Origin of the sequence: Pigmentiphaga sp. NML080357, assembly GCF_002188465.1 — a bacterium.
In the GTDB taxonomy this organism is placed as follows: domain Bacteria; phylum Pseudomonadota; class Gammaproteobacteria; order Burkholderiales; family Burkholderiaceae_B; genus Pigmentiphaga.
Genome location: NZ_NINW01000022.1, coordinates 231,489 through 252,778 on the forward strand (window position 1 = coordinate 231,489; position 21,290 = coordinate 252,778).

Consider the following 21,290-nt stretch of genomic DNA (forward strand, 5'->3'; position numbering starts at 1 on the left):
CTCCTTGACGGCCCCCGTCCGCGCGCTCCTGACCGTCGCGGGCGATGAACTCAGGAAGGACGGTGGCAACAGGGCCAACCGGGTTCCTCGTGCCGACCGCACCGAACAGCCGAAAGGCTGGGCTCCGAATCTAGGAATCCGGTGTGCGGTTTTCTTCAACAGCCTTTTTGTTCAGGAGAACGACATGCTTGCAACCCGTTTCGCTTCCCACTCCCCGGCGCTGCGCAGCGGCTACCCGCTGTCCGATGACCAGATTCGCAGGGTGGCCCCGTCCATCTTCGCGGATGCACCGCATGAGAGCCGTTCCGAGCGGTACGCCTATATCCCCACCGCCGCCGTGCTGACCGAACTGCGCAAAGAGGGGTTTCAACCCTTCATGGTGACGCAGACCCGCGTGCGCGATGAAGGCAAGCGCGAGCACACGAAACACATGCTGCGCCTGCGCCATGCCAGCCAGATCAACGGCGCGGAAGCTAACGAAATCGTGCTGCTGAACTCCCATGACGGCACGAGCAGCTACCAGATGCTGGCCGGAATGTTCCGCTTCGTGTGCAGCAATGGGCTGGTGTGCGGTGACACCGTGGCCGATGTGCGCGTACCCCACAAAGGCAACGTGGCCGGGCACGTCATCGAAGGCGCTTATGAGGTGTTGAGCGGCTTCGAGCGGGTGAAGGAATCGCGCGACCTGATGCGCGGCATCACCTTGGACGATGGCGAATCGGAGGTGTTCGCCCGTGCTGCGCTGGCGTTGAAGTACGACGACCCGGACAAGCCAGCGCCTGTCACCGAATCGCAAATTCTGATGCCGCGCCGCTTCGACGACCGCCGCCCGGACTTGTGGAGCGTGTTCAACCGCACTCAAGAAAACCTCACCAAAGGCGGCCTGTCCGGGCGCAGCACCAACGGACGCAGGCAGCAGACCCGCCCCGTGCAGGGCATTGATTCCGACATTCGGCTGAACCGTGCCCTGTGGCTGCTGGCCGATGGTATGCGCCAGCTCAAGGCTTGAACCGTTCCCCCGCCGGAGGGGCGGTTCCCCTCCATTTCCTTGTTTCACTTATTGGAGATTCACCATGAACGCCGTTACCACTACCGAAGCCCGCGCCGTCCACACCGCAGCCAGCAGCGCAGCGAACGTGCTGCAAGCCGCCGACCCGAGCAAGCACATGATTCTGGTTCCGCTGTCGCGGCTGGTGCTGCGCCCCACGGGCCGCAATGTGCGCAAGACCCCGCGCATGTCCATCCCCGAACTGGCCGCGAGCATCCAGGGCGTTGGCCTGCTGCAAAACCTGATCGTGATTCCCGCCGCTGATGGCGAGCATTACGAGGTGGTGGCCGGTGGCCGACGCCTTGCAGCCCTCAAGCTGCTGGCGAAGAAACACCGCATCGCCAAGGATTGGGAGGTGCCTTGCCTGCAGGTGGCCGATGGCACGGCCCGCACGGCCAGCCTCACCGAAAACGTGCAGCGCGAAGCCATGCACCCCGCAGATCAGTTTGAAGCGTTTGCGGCATTGGTGGCCGAGGGCCGGCCCATCGAGGACATTGCGGCGGATTTCTCCGTCACGCCGCTGGTGGTGCAGCGCCGCTTGAAGCTGGCGAATGTCTCGCCCCGCCTGATGGCCGACTATCGCGCCGATGCCGTGACGCTGGATCAGTTGATGGCGCTGTCCATCACCGACGACCACGCCGCGCAGGAGGCCGCGTTCTATGATGCGCCACAGTGGCAGCGCAACCCGTCCAACTTGCGCGAGCGGCTGACCGAGCGCGAGATTGGGGCATCGCATCCGCTGGTGCGCTTTGTCGGGTTGGACACCTACGAGCAGGCAGGCGGAGGCATCCGCCGCGACCTGTTCGCGGAAGGCGATGCGGGCGTGTACCTCAACGATGCCGCTCTGCTGGAAACGCTGGTGCGCCAGAAGCTGGCGAGCATTGCCGACACAATCCGCACCGAGGGCTGGGCATGGGTGGATGCCACGCCGGGCGTGACCCATGCCGACCTGCACGCCTTTCAGCGTGCGCCGAGGGAGCGCCGCGCACCGGGCAAGCGCGACGCACAGCGCATCGAGAAGTTGCAGGCCAAGATGCAGGAAGTGGCCGAAGCCATTGATGCCGCGATGGACGCCGACGACGAGGACAAGGCCGAAGCCTTGCAGGAAGAAGGCGAGCGCCTGGGCGAGCAGTTGCAGGCATTGGAGGATGGCTTGCTGGACTATGCCGCGAGCGTGAAGGCCGCAGCCGGTGCCATCGTCACCATCGACCGCAACGGCGAAGCCGTCATTCATCGCGGGTTGCTGCGCGAAGCCGAGGCCAAGGCGCTGCGCACGCTGGAGAAGCTGCGCCAAGGTTTTAGCGGCGCGGAAATCGAAGGCGACGACGACGGCGAAGATGCCGACGAAGCACCCAAGGCCGCAGCCATGTCCGACCGGCTGGCCCAACGCTTGAGCGCCCACCGCACCGCCGCGCTGCAAACCGAAGTCGCCCGGCATCCGCAGGTGGCGCTGGCGGCGCTGGTGCATGGCATGGTGCAAACCATCTTGCAGGGCAGTCACTACGGCCACGATCTGCCGCTGGGGGTTCGCCTCACGGTGCAGGACAGGCTGGAAGGCATGGCCCCGGACTGGCCGGAATCGCCTGCTGCTGTGGCTCTGCACGAGGCGCAGCAGGCATGGGGCGAGAAGCTGCCCGAGGACAGCGCCGAACTGTTCGCTGCGCTGCTGGCGATGGAGCAAGGCGAACTGGTCAAGCTGCTGGCCGTGTGCGTGGCTTCGACGGTGGACGTGGTGACGCCGCGTGCCACGGTGCAGCAGCCGGGCGCGGAACTAGCGCAGGCCGTGGGGCTGGACATGGCCGCGTGGTGGCAGCCGACTGCCGAGGGGTATTTCCGGCATGTTCCAAAGGCCGTGATTCTGCGAGCCGTGGGCGAGTACGCGCCCGAGCACGTCACCCGGTTGGCAAAGCTGAAGAAAGCCGACATTGCCAGCGAAGCCGAACGACTGGCCGATGGTACGGGCTGGATGCCCGCCATCTTCAAGGCCATAGGCTCGCAGGGAGCTGCGCAGGAGGAAGGCCCGGAACAGGACGCCCCGGAGGATGCCGAGGTAATGGCGGATGAACCCGCCGAGGCGCTGGCTGCTTGACCCGCGCCAATGGCAATCGCCCCGGCCTTGACCGGGGCGCTTCGCTGGAAGGAGAACCGCCCCATGACCCGCACCACGACCAGCCGCCCGCGCATGGCGGCGATCTACGCGCCCGGCACGGTGCGCGCCCGCCGCTGGCGCGGCGATGGCGACGTGTGCGGCTACCTCCCGCCCTCGGGCTGGACGACGCGCGCCGACCTCGCCGACATTCACCCCATCACGGGACGCGCCTTGCCGCGCGCCGTGTGGTGGCTCATCAAAACGAAGGAATAACCGCGATCAGCACCGCGCCCAGGCCGTTCCGTCCTGGGCGCGGTAAAAGCCCAATCCGGGCGCGGCGGTGGCCGCGCCCGGTGTTGAAGGCCCAACAGCTCCATCAGAACGCCGCCGCCTTCGCTGGCACTCAGGCGGCGGCGTTGAAATTGCCGGGCGTCACGCCCGGCAACGCGCTGTCGGGTTTTCCGGCTGCGCCTCATGCCGTCTTTGCTGTTGTTATAATATAGCCCCCTAGACTATATTAATTGTCGGCTGTCATGTCCCATACCTCTCGCCAGAAAGACAAGCTGGTCGCCCGTGTTCGCCGCATCAAAGGGCAGTTGGAAGGCATCGAGCGCGCTTTGGAATCAGACGCGGCGTGCGTGGAAGTGCTACGCCAGATCGCGTCAGTGCGCGGCGCGGTCAATGGCCTGACCGCCGAGGTGATGGAAGACCATTTGCGCGAGCACGTCCTGGAAGTTGAAACGGACAAGGAGCGCCGCCAGGGCGGCGAGGAAATGGTCGAGGTCATCCGAGCCTACATGAAATAAACCCGCCGCCCGCCGGCGACCTTTTCCAGATGACAGGGACTCCCCGATGACAATGACCTATACCCCCTCGGCCTCAGGCCACGACCATTTCTTTCTCGGCAGCGACCACCAGCGCAATGAGCGCAAGGTGTGGCTGGTGATCGCTCTCACGGCCAGCATGATGCTGGTGGAAATCGTGGCCGGTTCGATCTACGGCTCCATGGCGCTGGTGGCCGATGGATGGCATATGTCCACCCATGCGGGCGCGATGCTGATTACCGCGCTGGCCTACCGCTTTGCGCGCCAGCATGTGGGCAATCCGCGCTTTACCTTCGGCACGGGCAAGCTCGGCGATCTGGCCGGCTTCGCCAGCGCGATCGTCCTGGCCTTGATTGCCCTGCTGATCGCTTGGGAAAGTCTGGTACGGCTCACCCAACCCATCCATATCGACTTTAACCAGGCGATCGCCGTGGCTGTCGTGGGCCTGGGCGTCAACCTGGTCTGCGCTTGGCTGCTGAAGGACGACCATGCGCATCACGGTCACAATCATGGACATCACCACCACGATCACGACCATCATGTGCCAGGCAAGAGCCGCGACAACAATCTGCGCGCCGCGTACATCCATGTGTTGGCCGATGCGCTGACATCCGTATTCGCCATCGTCGCGCTGCTGCTCGGCCGCAGCTACGGCTGGCTGTGGGCTGATCCGGTCATGGGTGTGGTGGGCGCGCTGGTGATTGCCCGCTGGTCATGGGGGCTGATCCGGGACTCCGGCAGCGTGTTGCTCGATGCGGCAGTCGAGGGCGAGGAAGTGCGGCAGGAGATTCGGGAGGCCGTGGAGCCGACGGGAAGCGAGGTTACAGATCTGCATGTCTGGCAGGTGGGGCCAGGGCATTTCGCGGCCATCGTCTCACTGGTGGCTCGGGAGCCCCAGGAGCCCGCGCACTACAAGGCACTGCTCGCGCATATTCACGAACTGTCGCATGTCACGATCGAAGTGCAGCGCGGGGCCGCATGAGCATCGGCGTCACCTTGAAGGCTTGGGCCAGGCGGATCAAGCGTGATGGCGTGACGCTGTGGTTTGCCGGCAAGCATCCCGGCACGCCTTGGTATGCCAAGGCGCTGGGGCTGTTCGTGGTGGCCTATGCGCTCAGTCCCATTGACCTGATTCCAGACTTCATTCCGGTGCTGGGTTATGTGGACGATGTGATCTTGTTGCCCGTGCTGATCTGGTTGACTGTGAAGCTGCTGCCATCCGATGTGCTGGCGCAATGCCGTATTCAGGCCGATGAATGGATGCTGGCGGAAGGCGCCAAGCCGCGGAGCCGGTTCGGGGCAGTGATGATCGTGGCGCTGTGGCTGGTGATGGGGGTGGCATTGTGGTTCTGGCTCATGCCGCATCTTTAGTTTTTCCTGAGGGCATATTGAATGGCATGGGCGTGTCGGCGCGAAGCGCCGCCGGGCTTTCGAGCTGCGTCCCGTGCTTCGTGCCGAATTACGGCCATTCGGCTTCAATCCCTCACGCCTTCGCGCCTGCGCTTGCCTCCTGAGGATCGGCGCAAGGCTCATCCCTGCCGCGCGGTGCTTGACGCCCGTCGAATACCGCCGAACCGGCAACGCCGGATCGGCCAAGCCGGCGCCCCCGCCGCGATGGGCGGGGAACTGGCGAATACGCTGGAGCTTGCTGCGGCAGGTTGTACGGATGCGTGCCGTCCCCGACGCTGACGGTTCCTGCCCATCACGTTACGAAGGACGGTTCACGGGCATCCCGCCCGGCATCGCTATGGAGCTTCCATGCCACGCCTCAAGACTGGCGCCGCAAGGTGTGACCGGGGCGTTCTCGCCCGTCATTGGGGTGTTGACCTGGCCCGCGTCTGGGAGCGAGCCAGTGCAGCGTTCGTGCGGGGATGCCGAGTCAGCCCTGTCTCCTTTCGAAGCGGTTCGGCCCAAGGCGTCCTTGTCTTGTTGTGAATCCTGGCGGTGGCACGGCTGCGCCTCGGGCTTTATGGCTGCAACCGTCCGGCGAAAACAATTTCCCCCTGCGCTGCGCGCATTCCTCGCGGGACAAATTCTTTTCGCCTCCCGGTTCTCCACTGCGTTGCGACCGCAAGCGGTGCAGCCAGCCCGTCTCCCGCCGGTCGGATCACAACAAGGACGCGATGGGCGCGAACCTTGTTCAATCGTAAGGAGATTCATCATGGCAACCATCGGCACCTTCACCGCGGACAAAGACGGCTTCACCGGCACGCTGCGCACCCTGACCCTCAACGTCAAGGCCAAGCTGGTTCCCAACGACAAGGGGGACAACGAACACGCCCCCGACTTCCGCGTGCAGGCGGCGGGCTTCGACATCGGCGCGGCGTGGAAGAAAGTCAGCAAGGCCGAACGGCCCTACGTGTCCGTGACCCTCGACGATCCTTCGTTCCCAGCAACGGTCTATGCCCGGCTGATCGAGGAAGAGGACGGCACGCACACGCTGATCTGGTCGCGCAGCAAGCCCCAGGCGGCCTGATGGCCGCCAGCGCCCCGCCCACGCGGCGGGGCGCCGTGCCGCTTTCGCAGAGCTGCATGGAAGCCTGGTCATTGCAGGAGCGTGGCCCATGTTGGGCCGCTTCTGTTGAGGCATGGGGCGAGTCTGCGGCTGCAAGAACGGCCGGGCGTGTCGGTGCCTTGCACCGCCGGGCTTAGCTGGCTGCGCCCCGTGCCGTCTTTGTCGTCACGGCCATTCGGCGCCAATCCCTCACGCCTTCGCGCCTGCGGCGCTGCGCGCGTCGCTTGCTCCAGGGGATCGGCGCAAGGCCCATCCCCGCCGCGCTGCACTTGGCGCCCCTTGAACACCGCCGAACCGGCTTGCGCCGGATCGGCCGGGCCAGCGCCTACGGCGGGGCCGCCGCTGCGAGCTGGCTTTCAGCCTCGCTCATTAGCACTGCCGTGCTGCATTCGAGCGCGCCAGCGATCTTGAAAATGATCGCCAGCGTGGGCATGTGCTCGCCGCGCTCGATCTTCCCCATGTGGGAACGCTCGATGCCGGCCTGGTGTGCCAGCGATTCCTGCGCGATGCCGCGCTCCATCCGCAGAGCACGCACCGCCGCGCCGAAGGCGTGGGCCAGCTCGGCGTCATGGGTGGTGGAGCCGGCCGGTCGGCCGCGCTGGACGGTTCGCTTCTGCATAGACAGAAGCGTCAATTCGCAGCACAATTAAAACCACGTTATCTTTAACTCATTCATTCCGAATCAATCCTTTTTCGTGCTTCTACGTCTTTACAGAAATACGCATTTGCGGTTTTTCACGGAAGCACAAAACCGAATCCGTGCATTTCCTCAAATCCGCCGATACGGCTTTACGCTTTCACGCTTCGGTGGATTTGTTCCAAGAAAGGGCTGCCCATGAACCGACTCATCACCGAGGACGAGCGCAGGCAGTTGCTGGCCCACGGCCAGAATCGCGCCGCTGGCGGCTCCATCGACCCGTTGCCCGTGGTGCGGTTGTTCACGCCGGACGCGCATCTCACTTGGCTGCTGGCCGCGCTCGATCCGGCCGATGGCGATACGGCCTTTGGCCTGATCGACCTGGGGCTGGGAATGCCCGAGCTGGGCACCGTGAAGCTGTCCGATCTGGAATCCATCGTCGGGCCACGCAAGCAGCCCGTGATGCGGGATCGGTATTTTCAGGCGGCACGCCCGCTGTCGGAATATCTGCGGCTGGCCCAGGAGAATGGTTCCATCCTCGATTGAACCGTTCGCACTGCGGCCAAGCGGGGCGTATTGGGACTATTTCAGTCTTATTCCAGACCTGTCCGGTCTGAATCCGCACTCTTGCATTCAACCCGTGCTGGTGTGACCCAATCAGTCACGATCTTTTATGCGGGTACGGGCACGGTGTTTTGTGCCGCATGACGTTGTCGGGTCGGGCGGTCGTCGCATTCGGACGGGATTCGCAATACACCGGAGCCAATCAGTCTTGACACCGCATGTTACATGCTTGAATTGATGCAGATGATGGTTTTGATCTGGATGCGATAGCTTCGTTTTGATCGGCCCGTGGCGACGTTCCTGCTGTTCGACAGGAGCTTTCGTCATGGTCAGCCCTCACCATTTCCCGCACTGGTATCCCACCGCCGCCTACCTCTACGTTCTGCGGCTCGATGCACTCGCACTGGCCTGTGAGTACCTGCGGCGCCATCCCGACTACCGGCTCGACTGGCTGCACCGTCATCGCCGGCCGCAGGCGGCACAGCACGCGGCGCATCGCTGGGGCTTACGCCTGCTGGAAGACCCAGCCTTGGATGCGCGCGACGCGCATCCGGCCTGGCTCCCCGGCCATGCCGGCGTGGTGCAGCTCTACCCCGATGCCGACCCACCGCAGAATGCCACCGCCTTCGCGTTCTGGCGCATCCCTGGTCACAAGCAATTGATCCACGATGGCAAGCGGCTGGTGCTGATCGCGCGCAGCCCTGGCCATTGCCTGCGCTTCGCGCTGGCACCCGGCCTGGAGGACGGCATGGCTGTCGCCTATGCCCATCACGGCGGTGCTGCCGCACCTGCACGCGGCCATGCGCCCGGTGCGGCGCTGGCCAATGCTCGGCCCCGGCCATCGCATTCGGCCTTGCTGGAACTGCACACCTTGCAGGCGCTCGACGCAACCCTGGCGGGTGCGTCCTTGCGCGATGTGGCCGAAGGCTTGTTCGGCGTGGATGCCGCAGCCGGTTGGTACAGCGACGGCGGCCTGCGCTCCAAGGTGCGCCGCCTGACGCGGCGCGGCGATGCGCTGATGCGCGGCGGCTATCGCCGCCTAGCACAGCTTGCGCCGCTTGAGAAGGGTCGTTTTGAAGGCCACGCAAAACGACCCTGAGCAAGAGAGCTTCATTTTCTGAGACTGCCTCCATCCGGTTGCGCTGTGTGGCCGGAGCCCTGCAACCGATGGAGGTTCTCACCATGCGTCCTGCTCCCTTGCGGCCTGCCGCCGCTCCCGCAACCACCTCGGCCGCTGTCGCGCAACCGCAGCGTTATCTCACCAACGACGAAGCCGCCGACTACCTGCGACTGTCACCGCGCACGCTGGAAAAGCAGCGCGTGCTGGGCGGCGGCCCCAAGTTCCGCAAATTCGGCCGCCGCGTCATGTACGCCGTGGCCGATCTCGATGCCTGGGCTTCCGAGCGCAGCTTCGAGAGCACATCCGATCCCGAGTACGCCGAGCAGCATTCGGCGGACAGCCGTGCGCGCTGACCGCTGGCGCGCGGGTGGCTTTCGCCATGTCCAGCCCTGCGCTGCCGTCCCGGCAGCGGCTCGTGCCAGAGCGCGAACAGCTCGACCTGTTCCGTGCCCTGCCGGGCGACATGGCGCCGCGCGACAGCCAGGATTTGATGGCCTTTCCGTTCTTCTCGCTGGCGAAGTCGCGGCGCGTGGCGCCGATCGACTTCCGCGCCAGCGGCATCACGATCCGCGTGGAGGGAACGCAGGAGCATGGCATCGCCACGATTTGGGATGCAGATGTGCTCATTTGGGCGGCTTCGCAGATTGTGGAGGCGCGCGACGCGGGCTTGCGTCCATCGCGGCTCATGCAGGCCACGCCCTACGAGATCCAGCGATTCATTGGGCGCGGTACGTCGCTGCGCGACTACCAGCGCCTCAAGGCGGCCTTGGATCGCCTGCAATCCACGACGGTGGCCACGTCCATTCGGGAGACCACGGGAAGACGGCTGCACCGCTTCTCGTGGATCAACGAATGGAAGGAACTGGCCGATACCAAGGGCACGCCCTTAGGGCTGGAGCTGATCCTGCCGGACTGGTTTTACGCGGGCGTCATGGATGCCGCGCTGGTGCTGACCATCGACCCAGCGTATTTCCGGCTCACGGGCGGCATCGAGCGATGGCTGTACCGGCTGGTGCGCAAACACGGCGGGCGACAGCCGGGTGGTTGGCAATTCGATTTCCGACACCTGTATCGGAAATCGGGCAGTGCCACGCGCTTCTCAGACTTCGCCTACGACCTGCGCGCACTGGTCGCGCGGCAGTCGCTGCCCGGCTACGTCCTAGGCATCGAGCGGATGCCGGACAACAGCGCCGAGCTGCTGACCTTCCGGCCCGTGCCGTTCGCGGCACGGGGATAAACGGTGCGCAGCTTGTGGACGGGCTCGTGCTATCAGGAGTACGAGGTATCGTGCTATCGGGAGTACGACTCTCGTGCTATCAGGAGTACGGATCGGCCGCAAAGCCAATAACGGCGCGGGTTTCGGCCTCCCCTAACTTCCCTAACTTAAAACATCTAACTGGTAGTAGAAGCGCCGCACCTCGGTGGAAAACCGCCACGCGGCGCGAAGCACAGCGGCAACAACCGGGCTTTCCAACAGGGAGGGCCAGGCCATGATCGTCGCGCTGCTCAACCAGAAAGGCGGCGTCGGCAAAACCACGCTGGCTACCCACATCGCTGGCGAGCTGGCGATGCGCGGCCAACACGTCGTGTTGCTGGACGCCGACCCGCAAGGCTCCGCGCTGGACTGGACGCAGCGCCGCAGCCAGCAAGGTTTGCCAAGGCTGTTCAGCGCCGTGGGCCTCGCACGCGAAACGCTGCACCAGGAAGCGCCAGAACTCGCCAGGCGGGCCGATCACGTCGTCATCGACGGGCCGCCGCGCATCGCCGCCTTGGCGCGCTCCTCGCTGCTGGCGGCCGAGCGCGTGCTGATCCCGGTGCAGCCCAGCCCCTACGACCTGTGGGCCAGCGCCGAGATGGTGGCGCTGATCCGCGAGGCGCAGGTGTTTCGGCCTGCGCTGCGCGCGGCCTTCGTCATCAACCGGCGCGTGAGCACCACGGTGATCGGACGCGAAGCACGCGGCGCGCTGGCCGAGCAGCCGCTTCCTGCGCTGCGCGCGGAAGTGCATCAACGCATCGTGTTCGCCGACAGCGTGGCTGCTGGCCGGCTGGCACGCGAGACGGCGCCGGACAGCGTCGCCGCGCGCGAAATCACCGCACTGGTGGACGAACTGCTGCGGTGGCCGACATGAGCAGCCCCGCCAGCAAGCGCACGACAAAGCGCGTCGGCATCGGCGCGCGTCCGCCCGCGAATCCGCACGCCGAGGCGTGGATTCGCCAGGGCGACGCCGATGCGCTGGGCAAGGGCGACCTCTACACCGCACGCCTGACGCTCGACATCACGCCCGCAATGCGGGCGCGCATCAAGGTGTCGGCGTTCACGCAAGGCGTGACGGTGGCCGAACTGCTGCGCGGCCTGCTGGAGCGCGAGTTTCCAGAACAACGCAGGGAGAACACACCATGACCGCATCCGCTTCGTCTGCCCCCGCGCCTGTTGCCTTCGCGGCCACGGCTGCACCGTCGCCGCCACTCCTAGCACACGCGACGGGGCCAACATCAACGCCGCTAACGCGCGTTTCGCTGGCCTTCCTGGAGCACCGTTTCAAGCTCTACCTGCGCTTCGGCGAACCGGCGCGCACGCTGCGGCTCGACCGCTGGCGCAGTCTCGCCGTATTCATGCCGAATGCCATGTTCTGCCGCATTCGCTGGCAGTCCACCGACTACGGCACTGTTCGCTGGCAGCTCATGGTGATGCAGGCTTGCACGCCGCTGGACGCGGCGCAGCGCATCCCCGGTGTGCAGCCGGGCGCACGCCTGCTGCTGCACACCGAGGGCGAGAACCAGGTGCGCGCCGTGCTGGAGCGCATCGACGCCATCGAGGCGCTGGGGATCGCGCCATCCGCCGCTTCACCCGCGTACTGGCGCACGCTCGCCAACCGGCTCGCTGCGCGCCTGCCGCTGCCCGAATACACCGCCGAGCGGCACGCCGGATGGCTCATCGGGAGGGCGCTGCCATGACCGCCGTTTCGACTGTCGGCACCGCGCCGCGTCCTCGCTCACGCCTGCGCGCTCGCATCGTGCTCGCGTGCCTGTCTGCCTGCGGCCTCGCTGCGCTGGCCTGGGCGTCCTTCGTGCATCCGCTGCCGCGCATCATCTACAACCCGTCCGACAGCGTGGCGGTCGGCTGGTATCGCGTGGAACCGCTCCACCAGCGTACCGACTCGCTGCACCAGCCTTTGTCCGTTGGCAGCATCGTCTTGACCACGTTGCCGGCAGACACCGCCGCGCTGGCCGCGCAGCGCCGCTACCTGCCGGCGCGCGTGCCGCTGCTCAAGCGCGTGGGCGCCGTCGCGCCGCAAACGGTGTGCGTGTTTGATGCGCTGGTCTGGATCGACGGCGTGCCGGTGGCCGCCGTGCTGCCCGCCGACCGGCTGGGCCGTCCGCTGCCTTCCTGGCGGCAGTGCCGCCAGCTTCGGCCTGGCGAACTGTTCCTCTTGAGCGTGACCAACCCGGCGTCGTTCGACAGCCGGTATTTCGGGCCGGTCAGCGCATCCGCCGTGATCGGCGTCGCGCATCCGATCTGGCTGGAATCCCGCCCATGATGGCCGTCGATTCGCTGCACGTTGCCATGCATCTCATCGTGCCATCGGGCGTGTCGTCCTGCTGGTCGTCGCCGTGTCGTCGCGCGTGCAGTGCGGGTGCATTCGCACCGCACTTCGCGCTGTCTCCGGCGCAGCCGTCCAACGTGCAGGCGTCTTGCCTCGAACGCGCCCGGCCTGCGGCCGTATCCGCGTTCGCCGGCGCGCTGGCTGCTGGTGCAGCAGCGCCACCGGGCCGCGATTGCCGGGAGCGGATGCGGGAGGCAAATGCGGAAGGCAAGACAAAAGGGGGCGGCACCTGTCGGCCCGCAAAGCCTGTCTGCACGTGGGGGTGGCGCGGCACGGCGCGGCTTCGCCGCCGTGCCGCTTGGGGCGCGAGGCCCGCGCCGGTACAGGCATGTCCGCGTGCTTTGCACGACCGGACACGCCACAGCCTTCAGGGAGCGCAGCCATGAGCAACCGCCGCGATGAAGATTTCCGCATCCGCCCCAGCGCCCCGAAGAACCGAGGCAAGGGCCAAGGTCAGAGCTTCGTTTCCAAGGTACTCAAGCAGGCAGGCAAGGCCAGCAGCGGCAAGTCCTCAGTGCGCCGTCCAGGCGGAACCGGCAAGGGCGCGGACACCGGCCAGCGGCCCGGTTCGCGCCTGGGGCGCGGCCACACGGCGGCGCGCTTCGCGGGGGCGAAGCTCACGCCCATGTCGCGGCGCGTGACCATCAAGACGCTGCTGGTCAACCAGCGCCAGGCCAGCCCGCAGTCGCTCGCCAAGCACCTGCGCTACATCGAGCGCGATGGCGTGGGCCGCGATGGCGAGCCGGGCCAAGCCTACGGGCCGCAGACCGATGCCGCCGACCTCGACGCCTTCAAGGAACGCTGCGCCGACGACCGACACCATTTCCGCTTCATCCTCTCGCCCGAGGATGGCGCCGAGCTGGAAGACCTGCGCACCTACACGCGGCACCTCATGGGCCGCATGGAAGCCGACCTGGGCACGGGCCTCGATTGGGTGGCCGTCAACCACTGGAACACCGACAACCCGCACACGCACATAGTCGTGCGCGGGCGCGACGACACCGGCAAAGACCTCATCATTGCGGGCGACTACATCGCCGATGGCTTCCGCCATCGCGCCGCCGAGCTGGCGACCGAATGGCTGGGGCCGCGCACCGAGCTGGAGATCCAGCAGACCTTGCAGCGCGAGGTGAAGCAGGAGCGGTGGACGAGCCTGGATCGCACCCTGCAACGCGAGGCCGGCGACGACGGCCGAGTGCAGATCGAACGCTTCAACGAACCGAGACTGCAACGCCAGCGCCTGTTGCTGGTTGGCCGGCTGCAACGCTTGCAGCGCCTGGGCCTGGCCGACGAAATGCAGCCCGGCACCTGGGCCGTCCACGCCGACGCGGGAAAGACCCTGCGCACCCTGGGCGAGCGTGGCGACATCATCCGCACCATGCAGCGGGCCATGCGCGGCGAGCCGCGCGAGCTGGCAGTGTTCGAGCCGGGCGACGATGGCCGAACCATTCTCGGGCGCGTAGCCGCGAAGGGGCTGGCCGACGAGCTGCGCGACCGGGGCTATCTGGTCATCGACGGCGTGGACGGCAAGGCCCACTACGTCGCGCTCAATGCCCGCGACGAGCTGGCGAACTATCCGACCGGCGCCGTGGTGGCGGTGAAGGGATCGGCCGACGTGCGTGCGGCCGACAAGAACATCGCCGCACTGGCGAGCGGTGGCCTGTACCGCACCGACCATCATCTGGCCGTCGCGCAGGGGCAGACAGTGCCGGGCCGTGATCCGCAGGAAGTCGTCGCGGTCCACGTCCGCCGGCTGGAAGCCCTGCGCCGCGCCGGCATCGTGGAGCGCGTGGCCGAGGGACTTTGGAAGGTGCCGGACGACCTGGCCGAACAGGGCCGCCGCTACGACGCGCAGCGTCTGGGCGGCGTGGCGGTGGAACTGAAATCGCACCTGCCCATCGAGCGGCAGGCCCGCGTGATTGGGGCCACTTGGCTCGACCAGCAATTGATCGGCGGCGGCTCGGGCCTGGGCGACCTCGGCTTTGGCAGCGAGGCCAAACAGGCGATGCAGCAGCGCGCCGACTTCCTGGCCGAACAGGGATTGGCCGTGCGGCGCGGCCAGCGCGTGATCCTGGCGCGCAACCTGCTGGGCACACTGCGCAACCGGGAACTGGCGCAGGTCGCCAAAGACATTGCGGCCGAAACTGGCTTGGAGCATCGACCCGTGTCCGATGGGCAGCGCGTGGCCGGCATCTACCGGCGCTCCGTCATGCTTGCCAGCGGGCGCTACGCGATGCTCGATGACGGCATGGGGTTCAGCCTGGTGCCGTGGAAACCGGTGATCGAGCAGCGAATGGGGCAGCAGCTTGCCGGGACGGTGCGCGGCGGCGCGGTGTCATGGGAGATTGGGCGGCATCGGGGGCCAACCATTTCTTGAGTCAAGGTAATGCCACAAGCCGGTGGGAAAAATTAGATCCTATTTATTGATGGTTGATCAATCCAAAGCATTACCAAAGGTTGGGATGCCAGAATTAAAATTTTCTGTAATTTCGGATACATGGTCACATTCAAAGGCACGCTATCGCGTATCTGGATTGATGGTTTCAGACCAGCACCGCATGCGCCTTCCGCAGAATTTGGGGCAAATCCACGATGAAGAGAATAATTTGGACGTTCTGGTTTTTTGCGCTGGCATTGAGCGCTCTATGGCTTTTTACCGATACGCTCTGGCCTGCGCAGTCCAACTACTTCGCCCTGCGAACGGTATGGATTCAATACAGCGGCGTACTGGCCATCGGCGCGATGTCCGTGGCGATGGTGCTGGCCACGCGCCCTGCGTGGCTGGAGCCCAGCTTGAACGGACTGGACAAGATGTACCGCCTGCATAAGTGGCTCGGCATCGCCGCTCTGGCCGCTGCGACAGTACACTGGCTGTGGGCGCAGGGTACCAAGTGGGCCGTAGGCTGGGGCTGGCTGACGCGCCCGGCGCGCAAGCCCCGCGCAGCGGCTGATTCAATGGGCTCCATTGAATCGGCGCTGCGTGGCTGGCGCGGACTGGCCGAGGACTTGGGCGAATGGGCCTTCTACGCCGTCGCGGTGCTACTGGTACTGGCTTTGGTCAAGCGCTTTCCATACCGGCTGTTCGCCAAGACGCACCACTGGATGGCAGCGATCTACTTGGTGCTGGCCTTCCACACCTTGGTGCTGGTTCAGTTCTCCTACTGGGCGCAGCCCGTGGGCTGGGCTTTGGCTATGCTGCTGGCGAGCGGCACGGTATCGGCGGTGTGGGTGCTGCTGGGCCGGGTCGGTGCGCAGCGCACCACGCACGGTGTCATCGAATCGCTGCAGACCTACTCTGCGCTGAACGTGCTGGAAACCACCCTGCGAATGGACCCGGCCTGGCCCGGCCACCGGCCCGGACAGTTTGCCTTCGCCATGTCCAACCCGAAAGAAGGCCCGCACCCCTACACGCTAGCCTCAGCCTGGGTGCCGGAAGACCGGCGCATTACCTTCATCACCAAGGCGCTGGGCGACCACACCCGCCGGCTGCCTGAGCGCCTACGGGTAGGCGACCAGGTAACGGTCGAGGGGCCTTACGGCTGCTTCACTTTCGACGACGAGAAGGCCCGCCAGATCTGGATCGGCGCCGGCATCGGTATCACGCCATTCATTGCGCGCATGAAGTATTTGGCGCAGCATAAAGGCCAAGACGCACGCCCGGTCGATTTGTTTCATCCTACGAGCGACGTTGATCCGCAGGCCATCGAGAAACTGCGCGCCGACAGCCAGGCGGCCGGCGTTGTGCTGCACCTGCTCATCGACAAGCAGAACGGTCGCCTGACGGGTGAACGCCTGCGTGCCATGGTGCCGGGTTGGAAAGACGCCAGCGTCTGGTTCTGCGGCCCCACGGCCTTCGGCCGCGCGTTGCGCGCCGACCTGCTGGCCCAGGGGTTGGAGCCAGAAGCCTTCCACCAAGAGCTTTTCGAGATGCGCTGAATGGAAGAAAGCATATGCGCGTATTGATCGTGGAAGACTCGCAAACGCTGGCCGAAGCCCTGAGCCAGAGCCTTCAGTCGGAAGGCTATGCCTGCGATACAGCAGCCGATGGCGTGTCCGCGCTGAAGTTTCTTGCCAGCTACCGGTACGACGCCATCATTCTGGACTTGATGCTGCCCCGGCTGGACGGCTTTGGCGTGTTGCGCGCATTGAGCCGGGAGGCCCATGCCGCACCGGTATTGGTGCTCTCCGCGCGCGAACTGCTTGACGACCGGGTGCGGGCCTTGGATGCGGGTGCCGATGACTACCTGACAAAACCCTTCGAGCTGGCCGAACTGCTGGCTCGCCTGCGGGCGCTGGTGCGGCGTCCGCCGCAACGGGACGTTCCAGTTCTGCGCCACGGCGATCTGGAGGTCGATCCGCGCTCGCGCACCGCGAGGTTCAAGGGCATTGATCTTGGGCTCACGCCGAAGGAATATGGACTGCTCGACTTGCTGCTGCGTCGGCGCGGCGCCACGCTGTCGCGCCCGCAGATTTTTGAACATTTGTACGACAGCCGCAGCGATGCATCGGACAAGGTGGTGGAGGTGATCGTCAGCACCTTGCGAACCAAGCTCGCCCAGTGCGGCCTGGATGAACTGATCGTGACACGACGTGGCTTCGGCTACATACTGCCCTGAACGATGGTACGTCCCGATTCCGAAGCCCTCTCTGATGCGAGTCAAGGCAGATCCTGGTCCTTGCAGCGGCGGCTGGCTGCCAGCCTGGTGATCTGCATTGGAGGAACCTTCGCCATCCTGTTTCCCGTCCTCGACTACTGGATCGACCACGAAATCTACCGACGGATGGATACCACCCTGATGCAACGATCAGCGGCGGTGGGGCGCGTGCTGCAGGAGTTGGATGCGAGAAAGCTCGAAAGCCTCATGCCGGAATACGAGCCTGGCGGGCATACCGAGTTCTTCACGGTCTTCGATTCGCAGACCCACCGGACCTTGCTGCGTTCGCCCAGCAGTGCTGGGGCCGAGCTGGCGCTTGGACCGGTGGAGCAAGGCACCCCACGCTACTACGACGTGATACTCCCGGACGGCCACGCGGGCCGCGCGCTGGCGACGCGCGTGCCGGTAAGAGGTGAGGAATCTCGATTGCTGGTTGTGGCAACAGAACGTCGGGATTGGGATCAAACCGAACGGCGCATCCACTTCACGCTCCTGGGCGGTATCGTGCTGGCGACGCTCCTGGCCACAGGCCTGGCGCTGCTCATGGTTCGGCGCATCGTGGTCATGCTGGAGCGCGTCGGCGTGCAACTGGCCGACCTGCGTTCGGATCGGCCGATTGCGCGGATCGGAGCGGACTTTCCACGCGAACTGCGGCCGTTTGCCGAAGCCTTCAATCAGGGCTTGCATCACCTGTATGCGGCCATTGCCCGCGAGCGCCGCTTCTCCCGCGACGTGGCCCACGAGTTGCGCACGCCCTTGGCAGAAATCCGCATCAGCGCAGAAAGCGCTTTGATCGATGCCGACCCGACCCAAATCCAGCGCGCCCTGAATGCAACGATCCAGGCCAGTTCACGCATGCAGCGCAGTGTGGACACTCTGCTGTTGTTGGCGCGGCTTGAATCCGGCCAACACACACTTGCGCTTGATCCTCTGGATCTAACAGCTTTGCTGCAAGAGTTGCTGGCGGGATTCAACGTCCAGCAAATGGCACCCAAGTCACCTATCCGTGTGACTTTGCCTGAATCGGCATGGGTGCAAAGCGATCAGGGCGTGATCGAACGCATCGTCTCCAACCTCTTGCGCAATGCCATCGAATACGCGCCCGAAGGCGACGACATTCAATGTAGGCTGGAGCGCGCGGCTTCCGGCTGGATGTTGACCATCGTCAACACAGCTCCCAATTTGCAGGCATCCGATCTGGATCAATTCGGACTTCGCTTCTGGCGCAAGGATTCCGAAGGTGGCACGGCGCACCACGCCGGGCTGGGACTTGCACTGGCCCTGGCGCTCGCGCATGCCATAGACCTGCCGCTGGCGTTCTCACTGGACAACGGTCGGCTGTCCGCGCGGCTTGGCCCTTGGCCACCGCTGCTCTGAGATTGACGCAGATCTACACCGCAGTGCCGAACATGGCTCCCACGCCCGCTGTCACCGCCATGGCAAATGTGCCCCAGAACGCGACGCGCAGCGCACTTTTGAAGAGCGGCGTACCACCCACGGCAGCGGCCGCAGCGCCGAGAAGGGCCAGGAAGACAATCGCCGTCGCGACGATCCAATAGAGCAGGCTCTGCTCCGGCGCCAACAGAACCACGGCCAGCGGCATGGCCGCACCCACCGCGAAGCTCCCAGCGGACGCCATGGCGGCTTGCAGCGGGCGAGCGCTCAAGGTTTCAGAAATGCCCAATTCATCGCGCGCGTGCGCGCCCAGCGCATCATGCGCCATCAATTGCGTGGCGACCTGATCCGCGAGTCGATGATCCAGGCCACGCCGGACATAGATGGCCGTTAGTTCCCGATGCTCTGCTTCCGGACTGTTTTCCAGTTCATCACGTTCCCGCGCCAAATCCGCCTTCTCCGTATCAGCTTGTGAATAGACCGACACGAACTCGCCTGCAGCCATGGACATGGCACCGGCTACCAACCCCGCGATGGCCGTGGTCATGATGCTGGCATGGCTTGCATGGGCAGCAGCCACGCCTGCAACCAGGCTGGCCGTGGAAATGATGCCGTCATTGGCACCCAGAACAGCGGCGCGCAGCCATCCGATATGTTCAGTGCGGTGACTTTCAGGGTGGGCGCGGTGGTGAAATTTGGTCATTGGAGATTCGAATCCATATAAAGCAGCCTGAGGCCAGTAGGTCAGGGGCGACGACCGGGAAGCATGCGAACCAGTGTGTTGTCACGCATGACGTAGTGGTGCAACAGCGCCGCCATCGCATGCGATCCGATCAAGACATAGCCCAATGTCGCCAGCGCCTCATGGACATCCTTGAGTTGGCGCGACAAAGCAACGTCGGTGCCGATCAGAGAGGGAATGGGCAAGCCAAACAGAACAATCGGCTTGCCCGCCGCACTCAAGGTGAGCCATCCGAGCAGCGGCATGGCGAGCATGAAGCTGTAGAGCGCATAGTGCATGACATCGGCGAGCGTGGCCTGCCAGCGTGGCATGGGTGGTTGGATCGCGGGCTTCACGCCCGCCTGGATGCGCACCCCGATACGGATCACGACGATCACCAGAACGCTGAGGCCCAGCAGGTAGTGCAAGGACTTCATGGCGTCTCTCAAGGCGCCCTTGGGTGCCAGTCCGCGCAGCTCCATGCTCGCATAGACCGCGATGATGAGAAGCACAGTCAGCCAATGCAGTCCTATGACCAAAGGACTGAAACGGTATTCGGAATTCCTGACATTCATGGTGTATAGCTCCGATGTTTGAGGTAGCAAAGGCGCACCGCTAGCATATCAGAGCAAGTTACTGAAAAGTCAGTTTATCGATTGCTTGCTGCTCAAAGCAGGCGTTTCGCCGAAATACATCGTACTGAGCAAATTTCGCTTTCTCCAAAGCTTTCTCAAAGCTTCACCGAAGAACATGAGCCGATCTTTTACAAGAGATCGACCGCATGTTTCGCCTCATTAACCTCGCGCACCGCTTCATATGCGACGGATTTTCAATCCGCGCTGTGTGCTTTCTACTCTGCTCTACGTCGTTTGGGGCGGCACAAGCATGAGCTTCCCGACCTTGAAAGCGGCGGGCACCGCCAGCCGAACCAAGACCTTGGCCCTGTCCGCCGTCAGTGTGGCAGTTCTAGCTGCCGTAGGGTACGGCTGGTGGGCTTGGACAACGCAGCAGACAACCGTGGCCGATAGAGACGCGAGCGAGGCTGTCGCCCAACCGAACGCTGGCGGCGTTCACCTCAACGCCGCTCAGCTTCACGCGCAGGGTGTGGAAACCGCACTCGTCAAGGATGCCGCAGTGATACCGCTGGATGGCTTACCCGCGCAGACGGTGGCACCACTCTCGGCCAGCGCGCAGGTCGTGGCGCCCTATGGCGGTGTGGTGACGCGCGTTCTGGTCGATGAAGGCACCGCAGTGCGCCAAGGACAGGCGCTGGCGCGCATCCAGAGCAAGGACGTTCTGGCTTCGCAGGCTGATCTGGCGCGTGCCCGCACCGAAGCGGCGGTGGCCGCGGCGCAGGCCCGGCGCGATGCCACGCTATTGGCCGAGGGCATCATCCCAGCCACGCGCAACGAGCAAACCCAGGCGCGCGCGGCGGCTGCGCAAAGTACGTTGCAAGAGGCCAATGGCGCCCTCGCACGGCTTCGACCCGTTAGCGGCGGGCAGGCCGGCGAGTATGAATTGCTGGCGCCTTTGTCCGGGCGAGTGATGCGTCGTCACCTGAGCCTCGGGCAGGCGGTTGCGCCGCTCGACATCGCCTTTATAGTGGCTCAGCCTGGTCCGCTGGATGTCAGCGTCGCGGTTCCGCTGCGCTGGCGCTCGGATCTCCACCCAGGCTTGGAAGTGCGTCTTCCCGATGGCACGATCGCTCGCGTGACGGCTGTTGGTGGCGACACTGACCTCAGTAGTCAGAGCCTGCGGGTACGTGCCCGCGTCGATGCAGATCAGGCAGGGGCAGACCGCTATGCGGCCGGGCAGCAGATCAGTGTCGCGCTGTTGCTGCCAGCACCGCAGGGCACCTTGAGCGTGCCATCGTCCGCACTGCTGCCAGCGGGCAGCGCCCACGTGCTCTACGTTGCTGAGCCGTCATCGCAAGACAAGCAAGGCGACCTACACGTCCGCGCTGTTCCGGTGCAACTGCTGGGGCAAGACGAATCAGAGGCGTCAAGCGCCGTGCGTGCCGTCTCGCCAGACACTGCGCCGCTTGCGGCAGGCATGCAGGTCGTCGTGCGCGGTACGGCACTGCTCAAATCCATCATTCCATTGCAATGAGGGGCGAC

At 65.0% G+C, this 21,290-nt stretch carries 23 protein-coding genes; 20 read left to right on the top strand and 3 right to left on the bottom strand.

Annotated features, from left to right (window positions below):
* The first annotated feature begins 184 nt into the window (after nucleotides 1-184).
* The 7 genes from CDO44_RS06765 (at nucleotide 185) to CDO44_RS06800 (ending at nucleotide 6,437) form a co-directional block, all read left to right on the top strand.
* Nucleotides 185-1,009, top strand: coding sequence for a DUF932 domain-containing protein (locus CDO44_RS06765; protein WP_012202400.1), 825 nt, complete (start codon nucleotides 185-187; stop codon nucleotides 1,007-1,009).
* 64 nt (nucleotides 1,010-1,073) lie between these two features.
* Entirely contained in the window at nucleotides 1,074-3,137 is a 2,064-nt protein-coding gene (locus CDO44_RS06770; RefSeq protein ID WP_012202399.1) for a ParB/RepB/Spo0J family partition protein, read from the top strand.
* A gap of 63 nt (nucleotides 3,138-3,200) precedes the next feature.
* A complete protein-coding gene (locus CDO44_RS06775; RefSeq protein WP_012202398.1) occupies nucleotides 3,201-3,410 on the top strand; it encodes a hypothetical protein in 210 nt (69 codons plus the stop codon).
* Between the two features lie 260 nt (nucleotides 3,411-3,670).
* The gene (locus CDO44_RS06780; protein WP_012202397.1) at nucleotides 3,671-3,943 is read left to right on the top strand and encodes a metal/formaldehyde-sensitive transcriptional repressor; all 273 of its coding nucleotides are present in this window, start codon (nucleotides 3,671-3,673) and stop codon (nucleotides 3,941-3,943) included.
* Between the two features lie 46 nt (nucleotides 3,944-3,989).
* Nucleotides 3,990-4,943: a CDF family Co(II)/Ni(II) efflux transporter DmeF gene (gene dmeF / locus CDO44_RS06785; protein WP_012202396.1), complete on the top strand. Its 954-nt coding sequence runs from the start codon at nucleotides 3,990-3,992 to the stop codon at nucleotides 4,941-4,943.
* Complete coding sequence (locus CDO44_RS06790) at nucleotides 4,940-5,332, top strand: YkvA family protein (RefSeq protein ID WP_012202395.1); 393 nt, start codon at nucleotides 4,940-4,942, stop codon at nucleotides 5,330-5,332. The genes dmeF and CDO44_RS06790 overlap by 4 nt, the downstream gene beginning before the upstream one ends.
* Nucleotides 5,333-6,122: 790 nt before the next feature.
* Nucleotides 6,123-6,437 carry a DUF736 domain-containing protein gene (locus CDO44_RS06800; RefSeq protein ID WP_016451571.1) on the top strand — a complete coding sequence of 105 codons (315 nt, stop codon included), beginning with the start codon at nucleotides 6,123-6,125 and terminating at the stop codon, nucleotides 6,435-6,437.
* Between the two features lie 364 nt (nucleotides 6,438-6,801).
* Here CDO44_RS06800 and CDO44_RS06805 read toward each other — a convergent pair whose 3' ends face one another.
* Nucleotides 6,802-7,095, bottom strand: a complete 294-nt coding sequence (locus CDO44_RS06805; protein ID WP_012202393.1) for a helix-turn-helix domain-containing protein — start codon at nucleotides 7,093-7,095, stop codon at nucleotides 6,802-6,804.
* Nucleotides 7,096-7,311: 216 nt separating this feature from the next.
* Here CDO44_RS06805 and CDO44_RS06810 point away from each other — a divergent pair, with 216 nt between their 5' ends.
* The 12 genes from CDO44_RS06810 to CDO44_RS06875 all read left to right on the top strand — a co-directional run bounded on the left by CDO44_RS06810 (nucleotide 7,312) and on the right by CDO44_RS06875 (nucleotide 18,434).
* Nucleotides 7,312-7,659, top strand: a complete 348-nt coding sequence (locus CDO44_RS06810; RefSeq protein ID WP_012202392.1) for a DUF2958 domain-containing protein — start codon at nucleotides 7,312-7,314, stop codon at nucleotides 7,657-7,659.
* 343 nt (nucleotides 7,660-8,002) lie between these two features.
* A complete protein-coding gene (locus CDO44_RS06815; RefSeq protein ID WP_012202391.1) occupies nucleotides 8,003-8,776 on the top strand; it encodes a DUF2285 domain-containing protein in 774 nt (257 codons plus the stop codon).
* Between the two features lie 83 nt (nucleotides 8,777-8,859).
* On the top strand, nucleotides 8,860-9,150 hold the full coding sequence (locus tag CDO44_RS06820) for an AlpA family transcriptional regulator (protein WP_016451569.1): 291 nt from the start codon (nucleotides 8,860-8,862) through the stop codon (nucleotides 9,148-9,150).
* Nucleotides 9,151-9,176: 26 nt separating this feature from the next.
* Nucleotides 9,177-10,034, top strand: coding sequence for a replication initiator protein A (locus CDO44_RS06825; RefSeq protein WP_012202390.1), 858 nt, complete (start codon nucleotides 9,177-9,179; stop codon nucleotides 10,032-10,034).
* A gap of 253 nt (nucleotides 10,035-10,287) precedes the next feature.
* Nucleotides 10,288-10,926 (top strand): ParA family partition ATPase, encoded by a 639-nt coding sequence (gene parA, locus CDO44_RS06835; RefSeq protein WP_012202389.1) that lies wholly within the window; start codon nucleotides 10,288-10,290, stop codon nucleotides 10,924-10,926.
* Entirely contained in the window at nucleotides 10,923-11,198 is a 276-nt protein-coding gene (locus tag CDO44_RS06840; RefSeq protein ID WP_012202388.1) for a hypothetical protein, read from the top strand. Before parA ends, CDO44_RS06840 begins: the two co-directional genes overlap by 4 nt.
* Nucleotides 11,195-11,752 (top strand): DUF2840 domain-containing protein, encoded by a 558-nt coding sequence (locus CDO44_RS06845; protein ID WP_012202387.1) that lies wholly within the window; start codon nucleotides 11,195-11,197, stop codon nucleotides 11,750-11,752. The genes CDO44_RS06840 and CDO44_RS06845 overlap by 4 nt, the downstream gene beginning before the upstream one ends.
* Nucleotides 11,749-12,336, top strand: a complete 588-nt coding sequence (locus tag CDO44_RS06850) for a S26 family signal peptidase (protein ID WP_012202386.1) — start codon at nucleotides 11,749-11,751, stop codon at nucleotides 12,334-12,336. Before CDO44_RS06845 ends, CDO44_RS06850 begins: the two co-directional genes overlap by 4 nt.
* 448 nt (nucleotides 12,337-12,784) lie before the next feature.
* Complete coding sequence (locus tag CDO44_RS06860; protein WP_043781416.1) at nucleotides 12,785-14,779, top strand: relaxase/mobilization nuclease and DUF3363 domain-containing protein; 1,995 nt, start codon at nucleotides 12,785-12,787, stop codon at nucleotides 14,777-14,779.
* 215 nt (nucleotides 14,780-14,994) lie between these two features.
* Nucleotides 14,995-16,338, top strand: a complete 1,344-nt coding sequence (locus CDO44_RS06865) for a ferric reductase-like transmembrane domain-containing protein (protein WP_012204579.1) — start codon at nucleotides 14,995-14,997, stop codon at nucleotides 16,336-16,338.
* 14 nt (nucleotides 16,339-16,352) lie between these two features.
* Nucleotides 16,353-17,018 carry a response regulator transcription factor gene (locus CDO44_RS06870; RefSeq protein ID WP_012204578.1) on the top strand — a complete coding sequence of 222 codons (666 nt, stop codon included), beginning with the start codon at nucleotides 16,353-16,355 and terminating at the stop codon, nucleotides 17,016-17,018.
* Nucleotides 17,019-17,078: 60 nt separating this feature from the next.
* Entirely contained in the window at nucleotides 17,079-18,434 is a 1,356-nt protein-coding gene (locus CDO44_RS06875) for a HAMP domain-containing sensor histidine kinase (protein ID WP_225971085.1), read from the top strand.
* A 13-nt stretch (nucleotides 18,435-18,447) separates the two neighbouring features.
* Here the strand turns inward: CDO44_RS06875 and CDO44_RS06880 are convergent, their stop codons facing one another.
* Both CDO44_RS06880 and CDO44_RS06885 read right to left on the bottom strand, forming a co-directional pair.
* Nucleotides 18,448-19,155, bottom strand: coding sequence for a VIT family protein (locus CDO44_RS06880; RefSeq protein ID WP_012204576.1), 708 nt, complete (start codon nucleotides 19,153-19,155; stop codon nucleotides 18,448-18,450).
* Nucleotides 19,156-19,196: 41 nt separating this feature from the next.
* Entirely contained in the window at nucleotides 19,197-19,748 is a 552-nt protein-coding gene (locus tag CDO44_RS06885; RefSeq protein ID WP_012204575.1) for a cytochrome b, read from the bottom strand.
* A gap of 310 nt (nucleotides 19,749-20,058) precedes the next feature.
* Between CDO44_RS06885 and CDO44_RS06890 the strand changes: the two genes are divergently transcribed.
* Complete coding sequence (locus CDO44_RS06890) at nucleotides 20,059-21,282, top strand: efflux RND transporter periplasmic adaptor subunit (protein ID WP_012204574.1); 1,224 nt, start codon at nucleotides 20,059-20,061, stop codon at nucleotides 21,280-21,282.
* Nucleotides 21,283-21,290 lie beyond the last annotated feature (8 nt).

Excerpts from the sequence above, each read along its gene's own strand:
- CDO44_RS06815 (WP_012202391.1), top strand. The coding sequence starts at position 8,003 with ATGGTCAGCCCTCACCATTTCCCGCACTGGTATCCCACCGCCGCCTAC.
- CDO44_RS06870 (WP_012204578.1), top strand. The coding sequence starts at position 16,353 with ATGCGCGTATTGATCGTGGAAGACTCGCAAACGCTGGCCGAAGCCCTG.
- CDO44_RS06800 (WP_016451571.1), top strand. The coding sequence starts at position 6,123 with ATGGCAACCATCGGCACCTTCACCGCGGACAAAGACGGCTTCACCGGC.
- CDO44_RS06770 (WP_012202399.1), top strand. The coding sequence starts at position 1,074 with ATGAACGCCGTTACCACTACCGAAGCCCGCGCCGTCCACACCGCAGCC.
- CDO44_RS06805 (WP_012202393.1), bottom strand. The coding sequence starts at position 7,095 with ATGCAGAAGCGAACCGTCCAGCGCGGCCGACCGGCCGGCTCCACCACC.
- CDO44_RS06810 (WP_012202392.1), top strand. The coding sequence starts at position 7,312 with ATGAACCGACTCATCACCGAGGACGAGCGCAGGCAGTTGCTGGCCCAC.
- CDO44_RS06780 (WP_012202397.1), top strand. The coding sequence starts at position 3,671 with ATGTCCCATACCTCTCGCCAGAAAGACAAGCTGGTCGCCCGTGTTCGC.
- CDO44_RS06825 (WP_012202390.1), top strand. The coding sequence starts at position 9,177 with ATGTCCAGCCCTGCGCTGCCGTCCCGGCAGCGGCTCGTGCCAGAGCGC.
- CDO44_RS06885 (WP_012204575.1), bottom strand. The coding sequence starts at position 19,748 with ATGAATGTCAGGAATTCCGAATACCGTTTCAGTCCTTTGGTCATAGGA.
- CDO44_RS06775 (WP_012202398.1), top strand. The coding sequence starts at position 3,201 with ATGACCCGCACCACGACCAGCCGCCCGCGCATGGCGGCGATCTACGCG.
- parA (WP_012202389.1), top strand. The coding sequence starts at position 10,288 with ATGATCGTCGCGCTGCTCAACCAGAAAGGCGGCGTCGGCAAAACCACG.
- CDO44_RS06865 (WP_012204579.1), top strand. The coding sequence starts at position 14,995 with ATGAAGAGAATAATTTGGACGTTCTGGTTTTTTGCGCTGGCATTGAGC.
- CDO44_RS06890 (WP_012204574.1), top strand. The coding sequence starts at position 20,059 with ATGAGCTTCCCGACCTTGAAAGCGGCGGGCACCGCCAGCCGAACCAAG.
- CDO44_RS06860 (WP_043781416.1), top strand. The coding sequence starts at position 12,785 with ATGAGCAACCGCCGCGATGAAGATTTCCGCATCCGCCCCAGCGCCCCG.
- CDO44_RS06820 (WP_016451569.1), top strand. The coding sequence starts at position 8,860 with ATGCGTCCTGCTCCCTTGCGGCCTGCCGCCGCTCCCGCAACCACCTCG.
- CDO44_RS06850 (WP_012202386.1), top strand. The coding sequence starts at position 11,749 with ATGACCGCCGTTTCGACTGTCGGCACCGCGCCGCGTCCTCGCTCACGC.
- CDO44_RS06845 (WP_012202387.1), top strand. The coding sequence starts at position 11,195 with ATGACCGCATCCGCTTCGTCTGCCCCCGCGCCTGTTGCCTTCGCGGCC.
- CDO44_RS06790 (WP_012202395.1), top strand. The coding sequence starts at position 4,940 with ATGAGCATCGGCGTCACCTTGAAGGCTTGGGCCAGGCGGATCAAGCGT.
- dmeF (WP_012202396.1), top strand. The coding sequence starts at position 3,990 with ATGACAATGACCTATACCCCCTCGGCCTCAGGCCACGACCATTTCTTT.
- CDO44_RS06840 (WP_012202388.1), top strand. The coding sequence starts at position 10,923 with ATGAGCAGCCCCGCCAGCAAGCGCACGACAAAGCGCGTCGGCATCGGC.
- CDO44_RS06765 (WP_012202400.1), top strand. The coding sequence starts at position 185 with ATGCTTGCAACCCGTTTCGCTTCCCACTCCCCGGCGCTGCGCAGCGGC.
- CDO44_RS06880 (WP_012204576.1), bottom strand. The coding sequence starts at position 19,155 with ATGACCAAATTTCACCACCGCGCCCACCCTGAAAGTCACCGCACTGAA.